This window comes from Pseudomonas sp. BRM28, from assembly GCF_002939405.1.
GTDB classification, from domain to species: domain Bacteria; phylum Pseudomonadota; class Gammaproteobacteria; order Pseudomonadales; family Pseudomonadaceae; genus Aquipseudomonas; species Aquipseudomonas palmensis.
Genome location: NZ_PEFV01000001.1, coordinates 4,435,498 through 4,456,645 on the forward strand (window position 1 = coordinate 4,435,498; position 21,148 = coordinate 4,456,645).

The window sequence follows — 21,148 nt, forward strand, 5'->3', positions numbered from 1 at the left end:
GGCTTTATCCAAGCTAGGACGTAGGCTTGAAGGTTAAATTTAGTGTCGGCGCCACACCCGGTGCCGGATAAATTAATCGGCCCTGCGCTCGTTCTTCCTGGGGAGCACACCGCGTACCGTCCCTGCCTGCGTGCAGCGATCCGCCCCTCATGGAGACCCCAGATGATCCCGACCCCCTGGCGCAACGCACTGGCCCTTGGTGCCCTGCTCGCCTGCCTGATGCCCGCCGCACACGCCGCCGTACCGCCCCCGGGCGAGGTGTTCCAGGACTGCAAGGACTGCCCTGAAATGGTCGTGCTGCCCAGCGGCAGCTTTACCATGGGCACCCCTGATGACGAAGTCGGCCGCCAGCCCGACGAAGGCCCGCTGCACCAGGTGACCTTCAGCAAGCCATTTGCCGTCAGCCGCTTCACCGTGACCATCGGCCAGTGGCAGGCATTTCTGCGCGACACCGGCTACAAGATGCCCGACGCCGATGACCGCCCCGGCCGCAAATGCAGCGCCGGCAACCCCAGCTACCCGACCACCGCGCGTCACCCCGCCGTCTGCATGACCTGGCACGAAGCGCAGCGCTACATCGACTGGCTGTCGAACAAGACCGGCAAGCCCTACCGCATGCTCAGCGAGTCGGTACGCGAGTACGCCGCACGTGCCGGCAGCACCGGCCCCTTCCCGTTCCCCTTCGACGAAGGCAAGGAATACAGCATCGCCAGGCATGCCAACACCTACGGGCCTGAAGACGGCTTCAGCTTCACCGCCCCGGTGGGCAGCTTCCCCCCCAACGCCTTCGGCATGTACGACATGCACGGCAACGTCTACGAATGGGTCGCCGACAGCGTGCATGACGATTACGTCGGCGCACCCACCGATGGCAGCGCCTGGATCGACCCCAAGCCGAGCGACCCCACCTGCGACTACCGGCACATCCGCGGCAACGACTGGACCGAAGCGCCGATCTTCTCGCGCTCAGGCAACCGCAACGACCGCTGTTCGGACAACGCCGGCGACTGGCTGGGCTTTCGTGTGATGCGCGACCTGTAGCCGACCGGCCAGGGCGCCGGTGCCGCGCCGGCGCCCTCACTAAATCCCCCGCGTATCCACTCGTCCAGTTTCAGACAGCCCGCCGTGCGCGGGTCCACTCGCCCTTAGCACGTAGCCACGTCGCGACCGAGGTAGTTTCATGACCGCAGCACCGCGTAGCGCCATTCGCGAACTCTTCAGCCTGCTCAGGCCTTACCGCGCCATCGTGATCGCCTCGATCGCGCTGGGTATCGTCGGAGGCCTGAGCGTCACCGCCCTGCTGGCCACCGTCAACCAGGGCCTGCACGATGCCGGCGGCATGGGCAAGGGCGTGGTCCTGGCGTTTACCGGGCTATGCGTTCTGGCCCTGCTCAGCACCATCGTGGCCGATATCGGCAGCAACTACGTCGGCCAGAAAATCATCGCCAAGCTGCGCAAGGACCTGGGCGCCAAGGTGCTCGCCGCACCGATCGAGCAGATCGAGCGCTACCGTACCCACCGCCTGATCCCGGTGCTGACCCACGACGTCGACACCATCAGCGATTTCGCCTTTTCGTTCGCGCCACTGGCCATCTCGCTGACCGTGGTGATCGGCTGCCTGGGCTACCTGGCGATGCTGTCCTGGCCGATCTGCCTGATGACCCTGATCGCCATCGGCATCGGTTCGGCGGTGCAGTTCTTTGCCCAGCGCCGCGGCGTCAAGGGTTTCCATGCCGCGCGCGACGCCGAGGACAACCTGCAGAAGCACTACCAGGCAATCGCCGAGGGCGCCAAGGAACTGCGCATCCACCGCCCACGCCGCCACGCCATGTTCACCCGCAACATCCAGGGCACCGCCGACTTCATCTGCGATACCCATGTACGCGCCATCAACATCTTCGTGATCGCCAAGAGCCTGGGTTCGATGCTGTTCTTCGTGGTCATCGGCCTGGCCCTGGCCCTGCAGGCGTTCTGGCCGGCCAGCAACCCCACCGCGCTGAGCGGCTTCGTGCTGGTACTGCTGTACATGAAAGGCCCACTGGAGAACCTGATCGGCAACATCCCGATCATCAGCCGGGCGCAAATCGCCTTCCGCCGCATCGCCGACCTGGCCGAGCGCTTCTCCTCGCCCGAGCCACACCTGCTGCTCAGCGCTGCAGAAAAGCCCGCAGGCGCCTTCGAGGGCCTGGAAATGCGCGACGTTCAATACAGCTTCCCGGCGGCACCCGGCGCCGCGCCCTTCCGCCTGGGGCCGGTCAACCTGAACATCGAGCCCGGCGAGATCCTGTTCATCGTCGGCGAGAACGGCTGCGGCAAGACCACCCTGATCAAGCTGCTGCTGGGCCTGTACACGCCGCAACAGGGCATGGTGCTGCTCAACGGCAAGGCTGTTGATGCGCCTGGCCTGGACGATTACCGCCAGCTGTTCACCACCATCTTTGCCGACTACTTCCTGTTCGACGAACTGGTGCAGCGCGAAGGCGCCTTGCCCGACGATGCCGCGCAGTACCTGGAACGCCTGGAGATCGCGCACAAGGTCAGCGTGCGCGACGGCGCCTTCACCACCACCGACCTGTCCACCGGCCAGCGCAAGCGCCTGGCCCTGGTCAATGCATGGCTCGACGGGCGCCCGGTGCTGGTGTTCGACGAGTGGGCCGCCGACCAGGATCCGACCTTCCGCCGGATCTTCTACACCGAGCTGCTGCCCGATCTCAAACGCCTGGGCAAGACCATCATCGTGATCTCCCACGACGACCGCTATTTCGACGTGGCCGACCAACTGGTGCGCATGCACGGCGGTCGTGTGGTCAGCGAAAAAGTCTTCGCCTGAACGCCTTGAACCGGCGAGCGCACCGCCGCTCGCCGCTGCCCGCCTTTGCAACTAAATCGCATTCGTCGCCCTTCGTCTTCCTGACAACGCTCAATTTCTGCCGACGGCGACGAGATCGACATGAATCAGATGAACCACCCCTCCGACGACGACCTGCTGGCCCTGCTGCTGGCCGACGAAGCCGGCTCCGAACACGTGATCAAGGCCGGTTGCGCACCCTCGCATGGCGCCTTGTCCTTCGCTCAGCAGCGCCTCTGGTTCCTGCAGCAGTTCGACCCGCAGAGCTGTGCCTACAACCTGCCTCGCGCACTGCGCCTGAACGGTCCGCTGAACGCCGACGCGCTGGAGCAGGCGTTGAATGCAGTGATCGACAAGCACGATATCCTGCGCACCCGCTTCGTCGAAATCGACAACCTGGCGCAGCAGCAGGTCGACCGCCAGGCGCGACTGATACTTGCACGGCACAACCTGGGCGAACTGCCCGCCACCGAGCGCGACGCAGCCATACGCCGGCACCATGACGCCGACCTGGCCCAACCGTTCGACCTGAGCCAGGCGCCTCTGATTCGCGGCACGCTGTTGCGTACCGGTGCCAGCGAGCACGTGCTGCTGCTGAACATGCACCACATCGTGTCCGATGCCTGGTCCAATGCGATCCTGCTGCAGGACCTGGCCCAAGCCTTTGCGCAAGCGCAGGCAGGCCTGCCCGGTGGCCTGCAGCGGCCGTCGATCCAATACGCCGACTACGCGCACTGGCAGCGCCAGCAGTACCCGCTCAGCGCCGCCCACGAACGCGCGACCGCCCATTGGAAGCAAGTGCTCGACGGCGAGCTGCCGAGCCTGGACCTGCCCTTCGACAGGCCGCATGCACCAGACCAGCTACACCTCGTCGGCAACCATTGCCTTACCCTGCCGGCCTCGCTGGGCAGCGCCCTGCAGCGGTTCTGCCAGCAACAGGGGCTGACACCCTTCATCGTGCTGCTGGGTGCCTGGCAACTGCTGCTGGGTCGCTATACCGGCCAGCACGACTTCACCGTCGGCGTGCCCAATGCAACCCGCAGCCAGGGCCAGACACAGGCGCTGGTCGGCTTCTTCGTCAGCAGCCAGGTGTACCGTGCCCGACTCGACGGCGCGCAACCCGTCGCCGAATTTCTTCAACGCCTGCGCGAACAGTCGTTGGCCGCACTGGAGCACGCCGACTACCCCATCGAGCTGATTCTGGAAGACCTGCAACTGCAACGCAGCACCCAGGCCAACCCGCTGTTCCAGACGCTGTTCAACTGGCGCGTGGCCAACCAGGACGCAGCACAACTGCGCCTGGATGGCCTGGAGGTGGAATTTCTCGGTGTCGAGCAGCAGCAGGCCAAGTTCGACCTGTCGCTGGAGATCGACTACAGCCAGCAGCAGATCGACGCCACGTTCAGCTACAGCACCGCACTGTTCCTGCCACAGACCATCGAGCGTCTGGCCGGCCACTGGCAGCACCTGCTTCAGGGGCTTGTCGAAACGCCTCAACTGCGCCTGGGCGAGCTGCCAATGCTCGAGCGTGCCGAACAGCAGATGGCCCTCCACACCTGGAACGCCACAGCCACGGACTTCGGCGCGCATGCCAACCTGCAGACCCTGTTCGAACGTCAGGCGCACGCCACCCCGGATGCCGTCGCCGTACGCCTGGGCAGTGCCGCTCTCACCTATCGTCAACTCAACCAGCGCGCCAACCGCCTGGCGCACAAGCTCCTGGAGCTGGGCGTAGGTGCAGAGGTCGGCGTGGGCATTGCGTGCGAGCGCAGCCTGGAGATGGTGATCGGGCTGCTGGGCGTGCTCAAGGCCGGGGGCGCCTATGTGCCGCTGGACACCGGCTACCCGCAGGATCGCCTGGCCTACATGATCGAGCACAGCGACATTGCACTGCTGTTGACCCAGGCATCGGTGCACCCTGGCCTGCTGCTGCCCGAGGCCCTGCCGGTCATGCTGCTGGAGCAGGCCGACAACGAACTGCAGGGGTATGCCGACAGCAACCCGACGCCAGTGGTCGACGCGGACAACCTGGCCTACATCATCTACACCTCCGGCTCCACCGGTCGCCCCAAGGGTGTGCAGGTTCGTCATGGCGCACTCACCAACCACATGCTGTGGATGCAGCAGACCCTGCAATTGCAGGCCCAGGACCGGGTGCTGCAAAAAACCGCGTTCAGCTTCGATGCCTCGGTCTGGGAGTTCTGGCTGCCGTTGCTCAACGGCGCGCAACTGGTGCTGGCTGGCCCTGAACTGAACGACGACATGTCGCTGCTGTGGCCCGAAGTGCAGGCCCAGCGCATCACCGTTCTGCAAGCCGCGCCTTCGCTGCTGCAAGCCCTGATGGGCCAGGCCGAGCGCACATCACTGGCCAGCCTGCGGGCAATCCTGCTGGGCGGCGAAGCGCTGAGCCCGGCGTTGGTGCAGCAACTGCGCAGCGTCAGCGACGCCCGTATCTACAACCTCTACGGGCCCAGCGAAGCCACCATCGACACGTGCTGCTACAGCGTGCCGGCCACGCCCGACGGCGCCATCGTCCCCATCGGCCAGCCAATCAGCAACCTGCGCACCCACCTGCTCGACCACGAGCTGAACCCCTGCGCCATCGGCGTCAGTGGCGAGCTGCTGATCGGTGGCGTGGCCCTGGCCCGCGGCTACCACGCCCGGCCCGGGCTGACCGCCGAACGCTTCGTGCCAGACCCCTTCGCCGGACACGGCGAGCGCCTGTACCGCAGTGGCGACCTGACCCGCTATCGCGACGACGGCGTGATCGACTATGTCGGCCGCATCGACCACCAGATCAAGCTGCACGGCCTGCGCATCGAACTGGGCGAGATCGAGGCACGCCTGCTGCAACAGCCCCAGGTGGCCGAAGCCGTGGTACTGGCCCCGGACTACCTGGGCAGCCAGCGCCTGGTGGCCTATGTGGTGGCCACCCGGCCTTTGCCCGATGCTCAGGCGCAGGACCAGTTGCGCCAGGCCCTGATCGCCGGGCTCAAACAGCAACTGCCGGCCTACATGGTACCGGCCCACTTGCTGCTGCTCGACGGCCTGCCCCTGACACGCAACGGCAAGCTCGACCGCAAGGCCTTGCCTATGCCCGACACCGCGCCCACCGGCTACCGGTACGCGGCCCCGCAAAGCGCCATGGAACGCCAGATCGCGATGCTCTGGCAGGAAGTGCTCAAGCAGCCGAACATCGGCTTGAACGACAACTTCTTCGAACTGGGTGGCGACTCGATCGTCTCCATCCAGGTGGTCAGCCGCGCCCGTCAGGCTGGCATTCGCTTTACTCCCAAACAGCTGTTCCAGCACCAGACCGTGCAGGGGCTGGCCCAGGTCGCACAGTTCGACGACCCGGTTGCACACATCGACCAGGGGCCGGCCAGCGGCACGGTCGCGCTGCTGCCGATTCAGCAGGCATTCTTCGATACGCCGGTGCCATCACGTCATCACTGGAACCAGTCGGTCCTGCTCAAGCCGGCCGGGCAGCCACTCGATGCCGCTGTGCTGGAACAGGCAGTGAACACCCTGATCAACCACCACGACGCATTGCGCCTGAGTTTCACCCAGCAGGCACAGGGCTGGAACAGCGTCTACCGCGCGCCTGCGGACGCCCACAACGCCCTGCTACAAGCGGTGGCGTGCGATGATCGCGAACTGGAGCAGTTGTGCGAACGCGCCCAGCGCAGCCTGGACCTCGAACACGGCCCGTTGCTGCGCGCGCTGCTGGTGAGCCTGGCCGATGGGCGTCAACGCCTGTTACTGGTAGCCCACCACCTGGTGATCGACGGGGTTTCCTGGCGCATCCTGTTTGATGACCTGCAAAGCGCCTACCAGCAGTGCCTGGCTGGCCAGCCCCCCCAATTGCCGGCCCGTACCAGTTCGCTGCAGGCCTTCGCCCAGGCGCTGCGCGAGCATGCCAGGGGCCAGGCCATCGGCGAGCTGGACTACTGGCTGGACCAGCACCAGGCCATCGCAGCCGACCTGCCCGATGCCCGGAGCGCCATGGGCGCACCGGCACAGGTCGCGCTGCTCGACTCGCACCTGGACAGCGAACGCACGCGTCGCCTGCTGCAACAGGCTCCTGCGGCCTACCGCACCCAGGTCAACGACCTGCTGCTCAGCGCGCTGGCCCGAGTACTCGCACGCTGGACCGGACAGGCCGACAACCTCATCCAGCTCGAAGGGCATGGCCGCGAAGAGCTGAGTGAAGGGCTGGACCTCACCCGTACCGTGGGGTGGTTCACCAGTGCCTTCCCGCTCCGGCTGTCGGCGGGACATGACCTGCAGGCCACCATCAAGCAGGTCAAGGAGCAACTGCGTGGCATACCCGACAAAGGCATCGGTTTCGGTGCCCTGCGCTACCTGGGCGAGCGAGCCGTGCGCGAGGTGTTGCAGGCGCTGCCAGATGCACGTATCACCTTCAACTACCTCGGCCAGTTCGACACCAGCTTCGATGACACCCAGCAACCGCTGCTGATACCGGCCAGCGAAGCGGCAGGTGCCGAGAAACACGCCGATGCCCCGCTGAGCAACTGGCTGAGCATCAATGGCCAGGTGTACGCCGGCGAGTTGAGCCTGAGCTGGACCTATGACCAGAACCGCTTCGCCCCGCAGGTGATAGAGCGTCTGGCAGAGGACTATGTCGCAGAGCTCGGCGCACTGATCGACCACTGCTGTGACAGCCTGAATCAGGGCGCTACCCCGTCGGACTTCCCGCTGGCCGGGCTCGACCAGGCGCAACTGGATGCCCTGCCGATCGACCTGGCATTGATTGACGACCTCTATCCGCTGTCGCCGCTGCAGCAAGGCATGCTGTTCCATACACTCTACGAGCAGGAAGCCCACGACCTGGACGGTCGCAGCTACATCAACCAGATGCGCCTGGACATCAGCGGCCTGGACCCCCAGGCATTCGCCGAAGCCTGGCAGGCCGCCGTCGACCGACACGACAGCCTGCGCACGGTGTTCCTCTGGCAAGGCGAAATGGCGCAGCCACTGCAGGCGGTGTACAGGCAGATGCGCGTGCCGTTCAGCCTGCTCGACTGGCAGCAACGCGCTGACCTGCCGGGCGCGCTCGACGCACTGGCCGCCGAGCAGCTGCAACAGGACCTGGCGCTGGACAAGGCTGCGCTGTTCAGGCTTGTGCTGGTGTGCACCGCACCTGGGCACTATCACCTGATCCATACCAGCCACCACATCCTGATGGATGGCTGGAGCACCTCGCAGTTGCTCGGCGAAGTGTTGCAACGCTACAGCGGCCAGGCCCTCGCTACCCCGCCAGGCCGCTACCGCGACTACATCGACTGGCTCGGCCGTCAGGACGCCGTACTTGACCAGGCCTACTGGCACACTCAACTGGCCGACCTGGAGGAGCCCACCCGGCTCGCGCATTCGGTCGTCAACAGCACGCCGGCGCAGGGCCATGGCGCCTGCTACCTGAGCCTGGATGCGCCACGCACTCAACGCCTCAACGACTTCGCACGCCAGCAGAAAGTTACCCTCAACACCCTCGTGCAAGCCGCTTGGCTGGTAGTGCTGCAACAGTACAGCGGCCAGCGCTGCGTATGTTTCGGGGCCACCGTGGCCGGGCGCCCGGCTGATATCGCGGGCGTGGAACAGCAGATCGGCCTGTTCATCAATACCCTGCCGGTCATCGCCAGCCCGCGCCCCGACGTCAGCGTGGCCAGCTGGCTGCAGCAGGTGCAGGAAATCAACCTTGGCCTGCGTGAGCACGAACACACCGCGCTGAGCGATATCCAGCGCTGGTCCGGTCAACAGGGCGAGGCACTGTTCGACAACATCCTGGTGTTCGAGAACTACCCGGTGGCCGAAGCCCTGGAACAGGAGGCGCCCGCCGGGCTGACATTCGGTGCAGTCGACTATCACGAACAGACCAACTACCCGCTGACCCTGGCCATCAGTGCTGGCGACTCGCTGCTGCTGCATGCCAGCTATTCGCGACAGCATTTCAGCGACGCGGGCGTGCAGGCCATCGGCGAGCACCTGCTCAACCTGCTCGAACGCATGCGCGACAACCCCCGCCAGCACCTGGGCGAGCTGGAGATGCTCGCGCCGATCGAACGCCAGCAGGTCGTCCAGGCGTGGAACGCCACCAGCACCGAATACCCGCTCGAACGCTGCGTGCACCAGCTGATCGAAGACCAGGTCGAGCGGAACCCCGGCTCCCCGGCCCTGGTGTTCGGCGGGCAGCACCTGAGCTATGTCGAACTCAACAGCCGTGCCAACCAGCTCGCCCATGCGCTGATTGCACGCGGTGTCGGCCCCGACGTGCTGGTCGGCATCGCCATGGAACGCAGCATCGAGATGGTCGTCGCCCTGCTGGCGACCCTCAAGGCCGGTGGCGCCTACGTGCCGCTGGACCCGGAATACCCGCACGAGCGCCTGGGCTACCTGTTCGACGACAGCGGCATCGCCCTGCTGCTGACCCAGCAGCACCTGCTGGCACAGTTGCCGGTGCCCGAAGGCCTACCGCTGCTGGCCCTGGACACGCTGGACCTGAGCGAGCACGCCCAGAGCAACCCGGACATTGCCCTGCACCCGGAGAACCTGGCCTACGTCATCTACACCTCCGGTTCCACCGGCAATCCCAAGGGCGCCGGCAACCGCCACAGCGCACTCACCAACCGCCTGTGCTGGATGCAGCAGGCCTACGCTCTGGACGCCAGCGACACGGTACTGCAGAAGACCCCGTTCAGCTTCGACGTGTCGGTGTGGGAGTTCTTCTGGCCGCTGATGACCGGTGCGCGCCTTGTGGTCGCTGCTCCTGGCGACCACCGCGACCCGGCCAGGCTGGTAGCGCTGATCAACCAGCACCAGGTCAGCACCCTGCACTTCGTACCGTCGATGCTGCAGGCCTTCCTGCTGGATGCCGGTGTGCCGCGCTGCACCAGCCTCACCCGCATCGTCTGCAGCGGCGAGGCCCTGCCGGTGGACGCGCAGCAGCAGGTGTTCGCCAAGTTGCCGAACGCCGGCCTGTACAACCTGTATGGCCCTACCGAAGCCGCCATCGACGTGACCCAGTGTTCGGTGGCGGCAAACAGGCGTAGCACGTTGTGGTGCGCGAGCAACGCGCCCTTGGGTTTGCCGGTGGAGCCGGAGGTATAGATCACATAGGCCAGGTTGGCCGGGTCAAGCGTCAGGCCTGGGTTGCTGGCGGCATAACCAGTGAAGTCATCGTCCAGCAGCAACGTGCGCACCCCGGCCGGCGTTGGCAAACCCAGGTGCGACTGGGCCAGCACCACGCTCAGGCCGCTGTCTTCCATCATGTAGGCCAGGCGGTCCTCGGGGTACGCCGGGTCCAGTGGCACATAAGCGCCGCCGGCCTTGAGGATCGCCAGCAGGCCGACCACCATCTCCAGGCTGCGCTCGCAGGCCAGGCCCACCAGCACCTCTGGCCCGATGCCCTGGGCAATCAACGCATGGGCCATCTGGTTGGCGCGTTCGTTGAGTTCGCGGTAGCTGAGCTGGGTGTCACCCAGGGTCAGCGCGATGGAGCCCGGCGCACGCGCAGCCTGGGCTTCGATCAGTTCATGGAGGCAGCGCTGGCTGGCGAACTGCGCAGGCGCCGGGTTCCATTGCTGGAGATTGGCCTGTTGCTCGCGGGCGTCGAGCAACGGCAGTTCACCGACGCGCTGTTGCGGACGCTCGACGATGGCGCGCAGCAGGTTCTGCCAGTGCCCCAGCATCTGTTCGATGGTGTGGGCCTCGAACACGTCGGTGGCAAAGGTCAGCGAAGCCGCTATGCCCTCCTCACGCTCGAACACCTCCAGCGACAGGTCGAACTGTGCGGTATGGGTATCCCACTGCAACGCCTCCACCTGCAGGTGCGGGAACGGCTGCAGCCCCTGCCCGTTTCGGGTTTGCGCCTGGTAGTTGAACAGCACCTGGAACAACGGGCTGCGCCCCAGGTTGCGGCCCGGCTGCAGCGCCTCCACCAATTGCTCGAACGGCAGGTCCTGGTGCGCATGAGCCTGCAGGGTGGCCTGGCGCACCTGCTCCAGCAGCACAGTGAACGCCTGTCGCCCGCTCACATGAGCCTTGAGTACCAGGGTGTTGACGAAGAAGCCGATCAGGCCCTCGGTTTCCAGGCGGTTGCGGTTGGCCACCGGCACTCCGACACGAATATCGTCCTGGCCGCTATAGCGGTGCAGCAGCGCCTGGAACGAGGCCAGCAACAGCATGAACGGGGTAACCCCGCACTCGCGGGCCAGTTGCAGCAGCCCGCGTGTCAGACCGGCGTCCAACGCCACATCGCGCCTGGCGCCGTGGAAACTGCGCTGGGCGGGGTGGGCACGGTCGGTGGGCAACTGCAGCGTCGGCTGCTCGCCCCCCAGTTGCTCCAGCCAGTAGCGCAACTGACGTTCGCGCTCGCCTGCCTCCAGCCACTGACGCTGCCACTGGGCGAAATCGGCGTACTGGATCGGCAGTTCCGGCAGCACCAGTTCCTGAGCGCTGATGCCAGCGCCGTAGCGACGGATCAGTTCGTCGATCATCACCTGCATCGACCAGCCGTCCGAGACGATATGGTGCTGGGTGAGCACCAGTACATGGTCGTCCTCGGCCAGGCGCAGCAGCTTGACCCGCAGCAGCGGCCCCTGGTCCAGGGCAAACAGGCGGCTGCTTTCAGCCGCGACACTAGCCTGGATCTGCGCCGTGCGATCAGCCACATGCGCCAGCACCTCGAAGTCGATAGGCAGCGGCGCCGCTGGGTCTATGACCTGCCTGACATGGGCGTCCACCTGGACGAACCGGGTGCGCAACGGCTCATGCCGCGCAACCAGCGCATCGAAGCTGCGCTGCAACGCCGGCACATCCAGCGGCCCGCGCAGGCGCAGGGCCGCCGGCAGGTGATAGGCACTGCTCTGCGGGTCCAGCTGCCAGAGGAACCACTGGCGCTCCTGGGCGTAGGACAGCGGCAGCGGCACGCCGCGTTCGACCGCGACCAGCGCAGGCTCGTCAATGCGCTTCAATGCATCCAGCGTGGCGACGAAATCCGCCAGGCGACTGTGTTCGAACAGCGTGCGCAAGGCCACGTCGAAGCCCAGCACCTGACGCACCCGCGAGATTACTTGGGTAGCCAGCAGCGAATGCCCGCCCAGCTCGAAGAAATCGTCGGTACGGCCGATACGCTCGCAGCCGAGCATCTGTTGCCAGAGGGCGGCGATCTGTTGTTCAAGTTCGCCCTGCGGCGCCACGTATTCGGCCTGCAGCAGGCTCGCATCCGGCGCCGGCAAGGCGCGGCGGTCGAGCTTGCCGTTGGCCGTCAGTGGCCATTGCTCCAGGAACAACAGGTGCGTGGGCACCATGTAGTCCGGCAGTTCGGCCTTGAGCCCGGCCTTGAGTTGATCACGCAATTGGGTGTGCTCGGCACTGGCGTCCTGCGGCACGACGTAGCCCACCAACTGCTGGCCGCTCGGCCCGTCCACCGCCAGCACCAGCGCCTCGCGCACCGCAGCCTGTTGCGCCAGACGTGCCTCGATTTCACCCAGCTCGATGCGGAAGCCGCGAATCTTGACCTGATGGTCGATGCGGCCGACGTACTCGACGATGCCATCCTGGCGATAACGCGCCAGGTCGCCCGTGCGGTACAGGCGCTCGCCGCGGGCCGAGAACGGATCGGGCACGAAACGCGTGGCGGTGAGATCGGCACGCTTGAGATAACCACGCGCCAGGCCGGCCTGGCCCACATACAGCTCGCCGATGGCGCCTTTGGGCACCGGGTTCAGGTCGGCATCGAGCAGGTACCACGACAGGTCCGGGATCGGCTCGCCNACGCCTTGCGGAACTGGCAGTTGCAGGTGCGACTGGGCCAGCACCACGCTCAGGCCGCTGTCCTCCATCATGTAGGCCAGGCGGTCCTCGGGGTACGCCGGGTCCAGTGGCACATAGGCGCCGCCAGCCTTGAGGATCGCCAGCAGACCGACCACCATTTCCAGGCTGCGCTCGCAGGCCAGGCCCACCAGCACCTCCGGCCCGATGCCCTGGGCAATCAACGCATGGGCCATCTGGTTGGCGCGCTCGTTGAGTTCGCGGTAGCTGAGCTGGGCGTCACCCAGGGTCAGCGCGATGGAGCTCGGCGCACGCGCAGCCTGGGCTTCGATCAGTTCATGGAGGCAGCGCTGGCTGGCGAACTGCGCAGGCGCCGGGTTCCATTCGGCCAGCACCTCGCGCTGCTCGGCCTGCTCCATCAGCGCCAATGTGCCCAGGGGCCGATCAGCCGCCGAGGGCATGGCCAGCAGCAGGTGGCCCAGCTGCGCGGCGATCTGCTCGATCGTGGCCGGTGCGAAGTGCGCCAGGTCGTAGCTCATGTGCAACGACAGTTCGTCGCCAAGCCCCACGGCCAGGGTCAACGGGTAGTTGGTCTGTTCGTGCTGCTCCATCGCGCCGAAGCGCAGGCCCTCTGGCGCCGCCTGCTCCAGCACCTCGGCCACCGGGTAGTTCTCGAACACCAGGATATTGTCGAACAGCGCCTCACCGCCCTTGCCGGCCCAGCGCTGCACTTCGAACAGCGGTGTGTGCTCATGCTCGCGCAGGCTCAGGTTCTGTGCCTGGACCTGCTGCAGCCACTGGCCGACCGTCAGCTCCGGGCGCGGGCTGGCGACCACCGGCAAGGTGTTGATGAACAGCCCGATATGCTGCTCGACCCCCTTGAGCTCGGCCGGGCGCCCCGCCACCGTGGCGCCGAAGGCCACGCACGCTTGCCCGGTATAGCGTTGCAACAGCAACAGCCAGGCCGCCTGCAGCAGGGTATTGACGGTGACTTTCTGTTCACGGGCAAAGCGTTGCAGGCGCCCGGTGTCGACGGCCTGCAGGGTCAGGTAGTGATTGGCATAGCCATCTCCGGCAGGCGTCGATACCCGGGCCAGGCGTGTCGGCTCCTGCAAGTCGCGCAACTGCTCGCCCCAGAAGGCTTCGCTGCGCTGACGGTCCTGACGCTGCAACCAGGCGATGTAGTCGCTGTAGTTGCCAACGGCGACCTGCGGTGCCTGCCCGCAATAGCGTTGCAGCACCTCGCCCAGCAACTGCGAATTGCTCCAGCCATCCATCAGGATGTGGTGGTGGGTATAGATCAAGTGGTAGCGCTGCGCCCCGCTCTGCACCAGGTGCAGGCGCAACAGCGGCGCGTGGCCCAGCTCGAAGCCGCGGCGGCGCTCGTTGCCAGCCAGCGCGGCCACCGCCTGTGCCAGGTCGTCGCGCTCACGCCAGTCGTGCACCTCGAAACTCAGCGTGGCCTGGCGCAGCACCGCCTGCAACGGCTGCAGCAGCGGCGGCTGCCAGAGAAATGCGGTACGCAGGATGTCGTGCGCGTCCACCGCATCCTGCCAGGCGCGTGCAAAGCGCACGGGGTCGAGCCCGTCGATCTCCAGGCTCATCTGCGTGATGTAGTCGGCACTGTCCTGCTGGTACAGGCTGTGGAACAGCATGCCTTGCTGCATCGGCGACAGCGGGTAGAGGTCCTTGAGGGTAGGCGCGGCAATCGGCAAGGCATCCAGCTGGGCCTGCTCGAGTCCCGCCAGCGGGAAGTCCGACGGCGTCACGCCACCGGCCTCGGGGCTGCAGCAATGCGCGATCAGCAGGCACAGTTCGTGGCCATAAGCATCGGCCAGGCGCTGCACGCGGGCGGTATCGAACATGGCGCGGCTGAAGGTCCAGTTCAGTTCCAGCTCGCCCTTGTAGACCTGGCCATTGATGCTCAGCCAGTTGTCCAGCGGCGCCTCGGCGCTTTGCGGGTTGCCGGCCGCATCGCCGCAGGGCGTGAACAACGCGGTGGCGTCGGCGAAGCTGGCATCGAACTGGCCCAGGTAGTTGAAGGTGATGCGCGGCGTCGGCAGCTCGCCCAGCGCACGGCGCGCCGCCTCGTCGCCCAGGTAGCGCAGGGCGCCGAAGCCGATGCCCTTGTCGGGGATGGCGCGCAGCTGCTGCTTGATTGCCTTGATCGAGTCACCCAGGCCTGCGGCCGGGGTCAGCTTGAGCGGGAACACGCTGGTGAACCAGCCCACGGTGCGGGTCAGGTCCTGGTCCTCGAACAGCTCCTCGCGGCCATGCCCTTCCAGTTGCAGCGCCACTGCCGGGGCCTGCGTCCAGCGGGTCAGCACCCGGGCCAGCGCGGTCAGCAGCAGGTCGTTGACCTGGGTGCGGTAGGCGGCGGGCGCTTGCTGCAGCAACTGACGGGTCTGCGCCAGGTCCAGGCGCGTACTGACACTGGCAGCCTGGCGGTTGCTCAGGTCGCCTTGCGGGTGCTCGCACGGTAACGCCAGCGCCACCCCCTGCAACTGGTGCTGCCAGTAATCCAGCTGGGCCTGCACCGCTTCACTGCGCGCATGCTGCTGGAGCCACTGCGCCCAGCGTCTGATCGATGTGGTCCTGGGCGGCAGCTGCACGGCCTGCCCGTCACGCAAGGCGGCGTAGGCCTGTTGCAGGTCCTCGAACAGGATGCGCCACGATACGCCGTCCACCGCCAGGTGATGGATCACCAGCAGCAGGCGCTGCTCGCCCTGCGCCAGGTCGACCAGCAGGCCGCGCAACAACGAGCCATGCTGCAGGTCCAGGCTGGCCTGCGCGGCCTCGCCCAAACTGTCGAGTTCGTGCAGCGACGCCGCCTCGCGATGCCACAGCAGCGCCGTGCCCGGCTCGGCGACGGCGTGGGCGTGCCAGCCGTCGGCCCGCTGCTCGAAGCGCAAGCGCAGCGCATCGTGATGCGCGACCACCGCCTGCAAGGCACGCTCGAGCAGCGATGCGTCGAGTGCCTGCGACGGCTTGAGCAGCACCGATTGGTTCCAGTGGTGACGCTGCACCTGCACACTGTCGAAGAACAGCTGCTGCATCGGCAGCAGCGGTGTCGGGCCGACCAGTGCTACCTGGTCCGGCGCGGTGCCGGCGGTGCCGACCTGCGCCACCGTGGCCAGGCTTTGCACGGTCTGGTGCTGGAACAGATCCTTGGGGCTGATACGGATGCCCGCCTGACGTGCACGGCTGACCACCTGGATCGAGATGATCGAATCCCCACCAAGCTCGAAGAAGTTATCGGTCAGGCCTACCTGCTCGAGCTTGAGCACGTCCTGCCAGATGCTCGCCAGGCGCTGTTCCAGATCGCTCTGAGGGGCAACGTAGACGCTCTGCAGCAAGCTGGCATCGGGTTGCGGCAGGGCCTTGCGATCGAGTTTGCCGTTGCTGGTCAACGGCAACTGCTCGAGCAACAGCAGGTGCGCCGGCACCATGTGCTCGGGCAGGTCCTCGCGCAGCTGCGCCTTCAGCGCCTCGCGCAGTTCGCCCGGGTCGATGCCCGGCGTGCGCGGCACCACGTAGCCGACCAGTTGCGCGCCACTGGCCCCCGCCTGGGCCAGCACCACGGCCTGGCGCACCTGCGACAGTGCCTGCAGCCTGGCCTCGATCTCGCCCAGCTCGATACGGAAGCCACGGATCTTGACCTGATGGTCGATGCGCCCGATGTACTCGATCACCCCGTCGGCGCGATAGCGGGCCAGGTCGCCGGTGCGATACAGGCGCTCGCCCGCAGCGCCGAACGGGTCGGGGACAAAGCGCGTGGCCGTCAGGTCGCCGCGATTGAGGTAACCACGCGCCAGACCCGCCTGGCCGATGTACAACTCACCGATGCAGCCCCTGGCCACCGGGTTGAGCGCGCGGTCGAGCAGGTACCAGGACAGGTCCGGGATCGCCTCGCCGATCGGGCTGCCGGCCTCCCCCGCCAGGTCTGCCAGGCGCAGCGGACGGTAGCTCACATGTACCGTGGTTTCGGTGATGCCGTACATATTGGTCAATTGCGGCTGCCGGTCGCCGAAGCGCTCGAACCACGGGCGCAGGCTCTTCACCTCCAGCGCCTCGCCACCGAACACCACGTGGCGCAAGGCGTTGCGTGCGCCGGCGTACTCGGGCGCACAGGCCACCTGCATCAACTGACTGAAGGCCGAAGGGGTCTGGTTGAGTACCGTGACACCCTCCTTGAGCAGCAAGGCATGAAAGTCCTCCGGCGAGCGGCTGACATCATGTGGCACCACCACCAGGCGCCCGCCATACAGCAACGCGCCGAAGATCTCCCACACCGAGAAGTCGAAGGCGTAGGAATGGAACAGGCTCCACACATCGTCCGGGCCGAACGCGAACCAGTGCTCGGTGGCGGCGAACAGGCGCAGCACGTTGTGATGGGCAAGCAAGGTGCCCTTGGGCTTGCCGGTGGAGCCCGAGGTATAGATCACGTAGGCCAGGTTGGCCGGGGTCAGCACCACCTGTGGATTGTGCGGGCTGTAGCCGCTTGTATCGTCGCTCAGCAACAGGCACTGCACACCGCCGTCAAGCGGCAACTGCGCCAGCAGCGATGGCTGGGTCAGCAGCAGACCGATGCCGCTGTCCTCGATCATGTAGGCCAGGCGCTCGCTCGGGTAGGCCGGGTCCAGCGGCACATAGGCACCGCCGGCCTTGAGGATGGCCAGCAGCCCCACCAGCATCTCCAGGCTGCGCTCGACCGCCAGGCCGACCCGCACATCGGCGCCCACGCCCTGTTCGATCAGGCGGTGGGCCAGACGGTTGGCACGCTCGTTGAGTTCGCCATAGCTGAGCCGGGCCTCGCCGCAGCACAGCGCAATCGCCTGCGGCGTCCGCTCGACCTGGGCCTCGATCATCTGGTGCAGGCACTGTGTGACCGGGAACGCACGGGGCTGGCCATTCCACTGGCGCAGGGTTGCCTGCTGCTCGGCCGGGCCCAGCAGGGGCAACTCGTCGATGCGCCCGGCCGGGTTGGCGAGGATCGCCTGCAACAGGTTCAGCCAGTGCCGGCCCATGCGCGCGGCGGTGCTTGCCTCGAACAGGTCGGTGGCGTAGGTCAGCGCTGCCGCCAGGCCTTCAGGGTTGTCGTAGGTGTTGAGGGTCAGGTCGAACTGCGCGGTGGGGTTGTCCCAGTGCAGCGGCGCCAGGGTCAGGCCCGGCAGTTGCGCCGCCGGGTTGCCCTGGGCCTCGCCCTGGTGGTTGTACATCACCTGGAACAGCGCGTTATGGCTCAGGTTGCGCTGCGGCTGCAACGCGTCCACCAGTTGCTCGAAGGGCAGGTCCTGGTGGTCCTGCGCAGCCAGCACGCACTGGCGTACCTGCTGCAACAGCGCGCGAAACGTCAGGGGCGCATCGAACTGCGCCTTGAGGATCTGCGTATTGACGAAGAACCCGATCAGGCCTTCGGTCTCGACCCGGTTGCGGTTGGCCACCGGCACGCCCACGCGAATGTCGGGCTGGCCGCTGTAGCGGTGCAGCAGGGTCTGGAACGAAGCCAGCAGCAGCATGAACAGGGTCACGCCCTCGGCCTGGGCCAGGCGCTTGAGCCCTGCACCCAGTTCGACGGGCAACTCGATACCCAGTTGCGCGCCCCTGAAGCTCTGCTCGGCCGGACGGGTGCGGTCCAGGGGAAGCTCCAGCACCGGCTGCTCCCCCCCCAGTTGCGCGGTCCAGTAGGCCAGTTGGCGGTCACGTTCGCCGGCCTCCATCCATTGGCGCTGCCACAGGGCGTAGTCGGCATACTGGATCTTCAGGGCGGGCAGCTCCAGGGTCCGGCCCTGGCTATGGGCGGCATACAGGCGCATCAGTTCGTCGACCATGATCTGCATCGACCAGCCGTCGGAAACGATATGGTGCTGCACGATCACCAGCACATGCTGCGTCGCACTCACCTGCAGCAGCGTGGCACGCACCAGCGGGCCCTGCTGCAGGTCGAACAGGCTGCGCGTCTGCGCCTCGACGAAGGCCTTGATCGCCGCCGCGTCGGCATTGGCCAGGGTCGCCCGGCCAAGGCTGAACGGCACGTGCTCGGCAATCTGCTGCAGGGTCTGCTCGGCGTGCTGGACAAAGGTGGTGCGCAGCGCTTCATGACGCTCCAGCAGCGCTGCAAAGCTGCGCTCCAGGGCCTCGACGTTCAGATCGCCGTCCAGCGACAGCGCGCTGGACAGGTGATAGGCCGCGCTATCGGGGTCCAACTGCCAGAGGAACCACTGGCGTTCCTGGGCGTACGACAGCAACAGCGGCTCTTCGGGTTTTCGCTTGAATACCGGGGCAATGCCAAAAAGGTTGATGCCCTTCTGTTTGAGCATTATCGCCAAGGCCTTGCGCTCCCTTGGTGACAGCTCGCCCACCGCCCCGATCAATTCTTGCACGCCACTACTCCTGGTTATGAAATCAGCTTCTCGAGCTCTTCAGCTGATAAACGTTTGAGGGCAGCCAAAGATTTAGCCAATTCGTCCTCCACCGGCTGGGTGTCGACCTGCAAGGCTTGCACGCTGGCGCTGAACGCCAGCAGATCCTCGGCAATGAACAGGTCCTTGAGCGGTACCTCCAGTCCCAGCTGCTCGCGCAGGCGCACGATCACCTGGGTGGCCAGCAGCGAGTGCCCCCCGAGCTCGAAGAAGCTGTCGGCCAGGCCGACCTGCGCGCAGCCCAGCACCTGCTGCCAGATGGCGGCGATGCGCTGCTGCAGCTCGGTCTGCGGCGCCAGATACTCACGCTGCAACAGGCTCGCATCCGGGGCCGGCAGGGCGCGGCGGTCGAGCTTGCCGTTGGCCGTCAGCGGCCATTGCTCCAGGAACAACAGGTGCGTGGGCACCATGTAGTCCGGCAGTTCGGCCTTGAGTCGGGTTTTCAGTTCTTCCCGCAGGGCCGTGGGGTCGGCGGCGTTATCGTGGGGCAGTACATAACCCACCAGTTGCTGGCCGCTCGGCCCGTCCACCGCCAGCACCAGCGCTTCGCGCACGGCGGCCTGTTGCGCCAGACGTGCCTCGATTTCACCCAGCTCGATGCGGAAACCGCGAATCTTGACCTGATGGTCGATGCGGCCGACGTATTCGACGATGCCATCCTGGCGATAACGCGCCAGGTCGCCCGTGCGGTACAGGCGCTCGCCGCGGGACGAGAACGGATCGGGCACGAAGCGCGTGGCGGTGAGATCGGCACGCTTTAGATAACCACGCGCCAGGCCGGCCTGGCCCACATACAGCTCGCCGATGGCGCCTTTTGGCACCGGGTTCAGGTCGGCATCGAGCAGGTACCACGACAGGTCCGGGATCGGCTCGCCGATGGGGCTTGCCGCATCGCCGGCCAGATCGGCCAGCGACACCGGACGGTAAGTGACGTGCACCGTGGTCTCGGTGATGCCGTACATGTTGATCAGTTGCGGCTGCNTTTGGGCACCGGGTTCAGGTCGGCATCGAGCAGGTACCACGACAGGTCCGGGATCGGCTCGCCAATCGGGCTTGCCGCATCGCCGGCCAGATCGGCCAGCGACACAGGACGGTAAGTGACGTGCACCGTGGTCTCGGTGATGCCGTACATGTTGATCAGTTGCGGCTGCTGATCGCCAAAGCGCTCGAACCAAGGGCGCAGGCTATGCACGTCGAGGGCTTCGCCACCGAATACCACGTAGCGCAGGGCGGGTTTGGCTGCTGCATTGGCGGGGGCACAGGCCACCTGCATCAGCTGTTTGAACGCCGATGGCGTCTGGTTGAGTACGGTGACCCCCTGCTCGCACAGCAACTGGAAGAACTCTTCCGGTGCCCGGCTGGTGGCCTGCGGCACGATGACCAGCCTGCCGCCATACAGCAGCGCACCAAAGATCTCCCACACCGAGAAGTCGAAGGCATAGGAGTGGAACAGGCTCCACACGTCACTCGGCCCGAAGGCGAACCAGTGTTCGGTGGCGGCAAACAGGCGTAGCACGTTGTGGTGCGCGAGCAACGCGCCTTTGGGCTTGCCGGTGGAGCCGGAGGTGTAGATCACGTAGGCCAGGTTGGCAGGGTCCAGCGAGNCCAGTGTTCGGTGGCGGCAAACAGGCGTAGCACGTTGTGGTGCGCGAGCAACGCGCCCTTGGGCTTGCCGGTGGAGCCGGAGGTGTAGATCACGTAGGCCAGGTTGGCAGGGTCCAGCGAGAGTGCCGGGTTGTGCGTGGCGAAGGCGCCGAAGTCATCGTCCAGCAGCAACGTGCGCACGCCTTGCGGAACTGGCAGTTGCAGGTGCGACTGGGCCAGCACCACNAAGCGTCAGGCCTGGGTTGCTGGCGGCATAACCAGTGAAGTCATCGTCCAGCAGCAACGTGCGTACGCCTTGCGGAACTGGCAGTTGCAGGTGCGACTGGGCCAGCACCACGCTCAGGCCGCTGTCCNCAGCAGCAACGTGCGCACGCCTTGCGGAACTGGCAGTTGCAGGTGCGACTGGGCCAGCACCACACTCAGGCCGCTGTCCTCCATCATGTAGGCCAGGCGGTCCTCGGGGTACGCCGGGTCCAGTGGC

Annotated in this window: 4 protein-coding genes and 3 pseudogenes; 3 read left to right on the forward strand and 4 right to left on the reverse strand. The window is 66.3% G+C overall.

The features are described 5' to 3' along the window. Positions 1–162 precede the first annotated feature (162 nt). The 3 genes from CR917_RS20810 (at position 163) to CR917_RS27810 (ending at position 9,976) form a co-directional block, all read left to right on the forward strand. Positions 163–1,041, forward strand: a complete 879-nt coding sequence (locus tag CR917_RS20810; protein ID WP_104572891.1) for a formylglycine-generating enzyme family protein — start codon at positions 163–165, stop codon at positions 1,039–1,041. A gap of 139 nt (positions 1,042–1,180) precedes the next feature. Beyond that, positions 1,181–2,830, forward strand: a complete 1,650-nt coding sequence (locus tag CR917_RS20815; protein ID WP_104572892.1) for a cyclic peptide export ABC transporter — start codon at positions 1,181–1,183, stop codon at positions 2,828–2,830. 120 nt (positions 2,831–2,950) lie between these two features. Continuing rightward, positions 2,951–9,976: a non-ribosomal peptide synthetase gene (locus CR917_RS27810; protein ID WP_104572893.1), complete on the forward strand. Its 7,026-nt coding sequence runs from the start codon at positions 2,951–2,953 to the stop codon at positions 9,974–9,976. Here CR917_RS27810 and CR917_RS28205 read toward each other — a convergent pair. The 4 genes and pseudogenes from CR917_RS28205 to CR917_RS28215 form a co-directional block, all read right to left on the reverse strand. Beyond that, a pseudogene (locus CR917_RS28205) lies at positions 9,955–10,485 on the reverse strand (AMP-binding protein); the annotation flags it as partial. The gene CR917_RS27810 and the pseudogene CR917_RS28205 overlap by 22 nt on opposite strands. Next, positions 10,471–20,039 (reverse strand): annotated as a pseudogene (locus CR917_RS20825) (amino acid adenylation domain-containing protein); the annotation flags it as partial. The pseudogenes CR917_RS28205 and CR917_RS20825, both read right to left, overlap by 15 nt. A gap of 24 nt (positions 20,040–20,063) precedes the next feature. Beyond that, positions 20,064–20,656: pseudogene (locus tag CR917_RS28210) on the reverse strand (AMP-binding protein); the annotation flags it as partial. Beyond that, the gene (locus tag CR917_RS28215; RefSeq protein ID WP_104572894.1) at positions 20,635–20,892 is read right to left on the reverse strand and encodes an AMP-binding protein; all 258 of its coding nucleotides are present in this window, start codon (positions 20,890–20,892) and stop codon (positions 20,635–20,637) included. The pseudogene CR917_RS28210 and the gene CR917_RS28215, both read right to left, overlap by 22 nt. Positions 20,893–21,148: the final 256 nt, after the last annotated feature.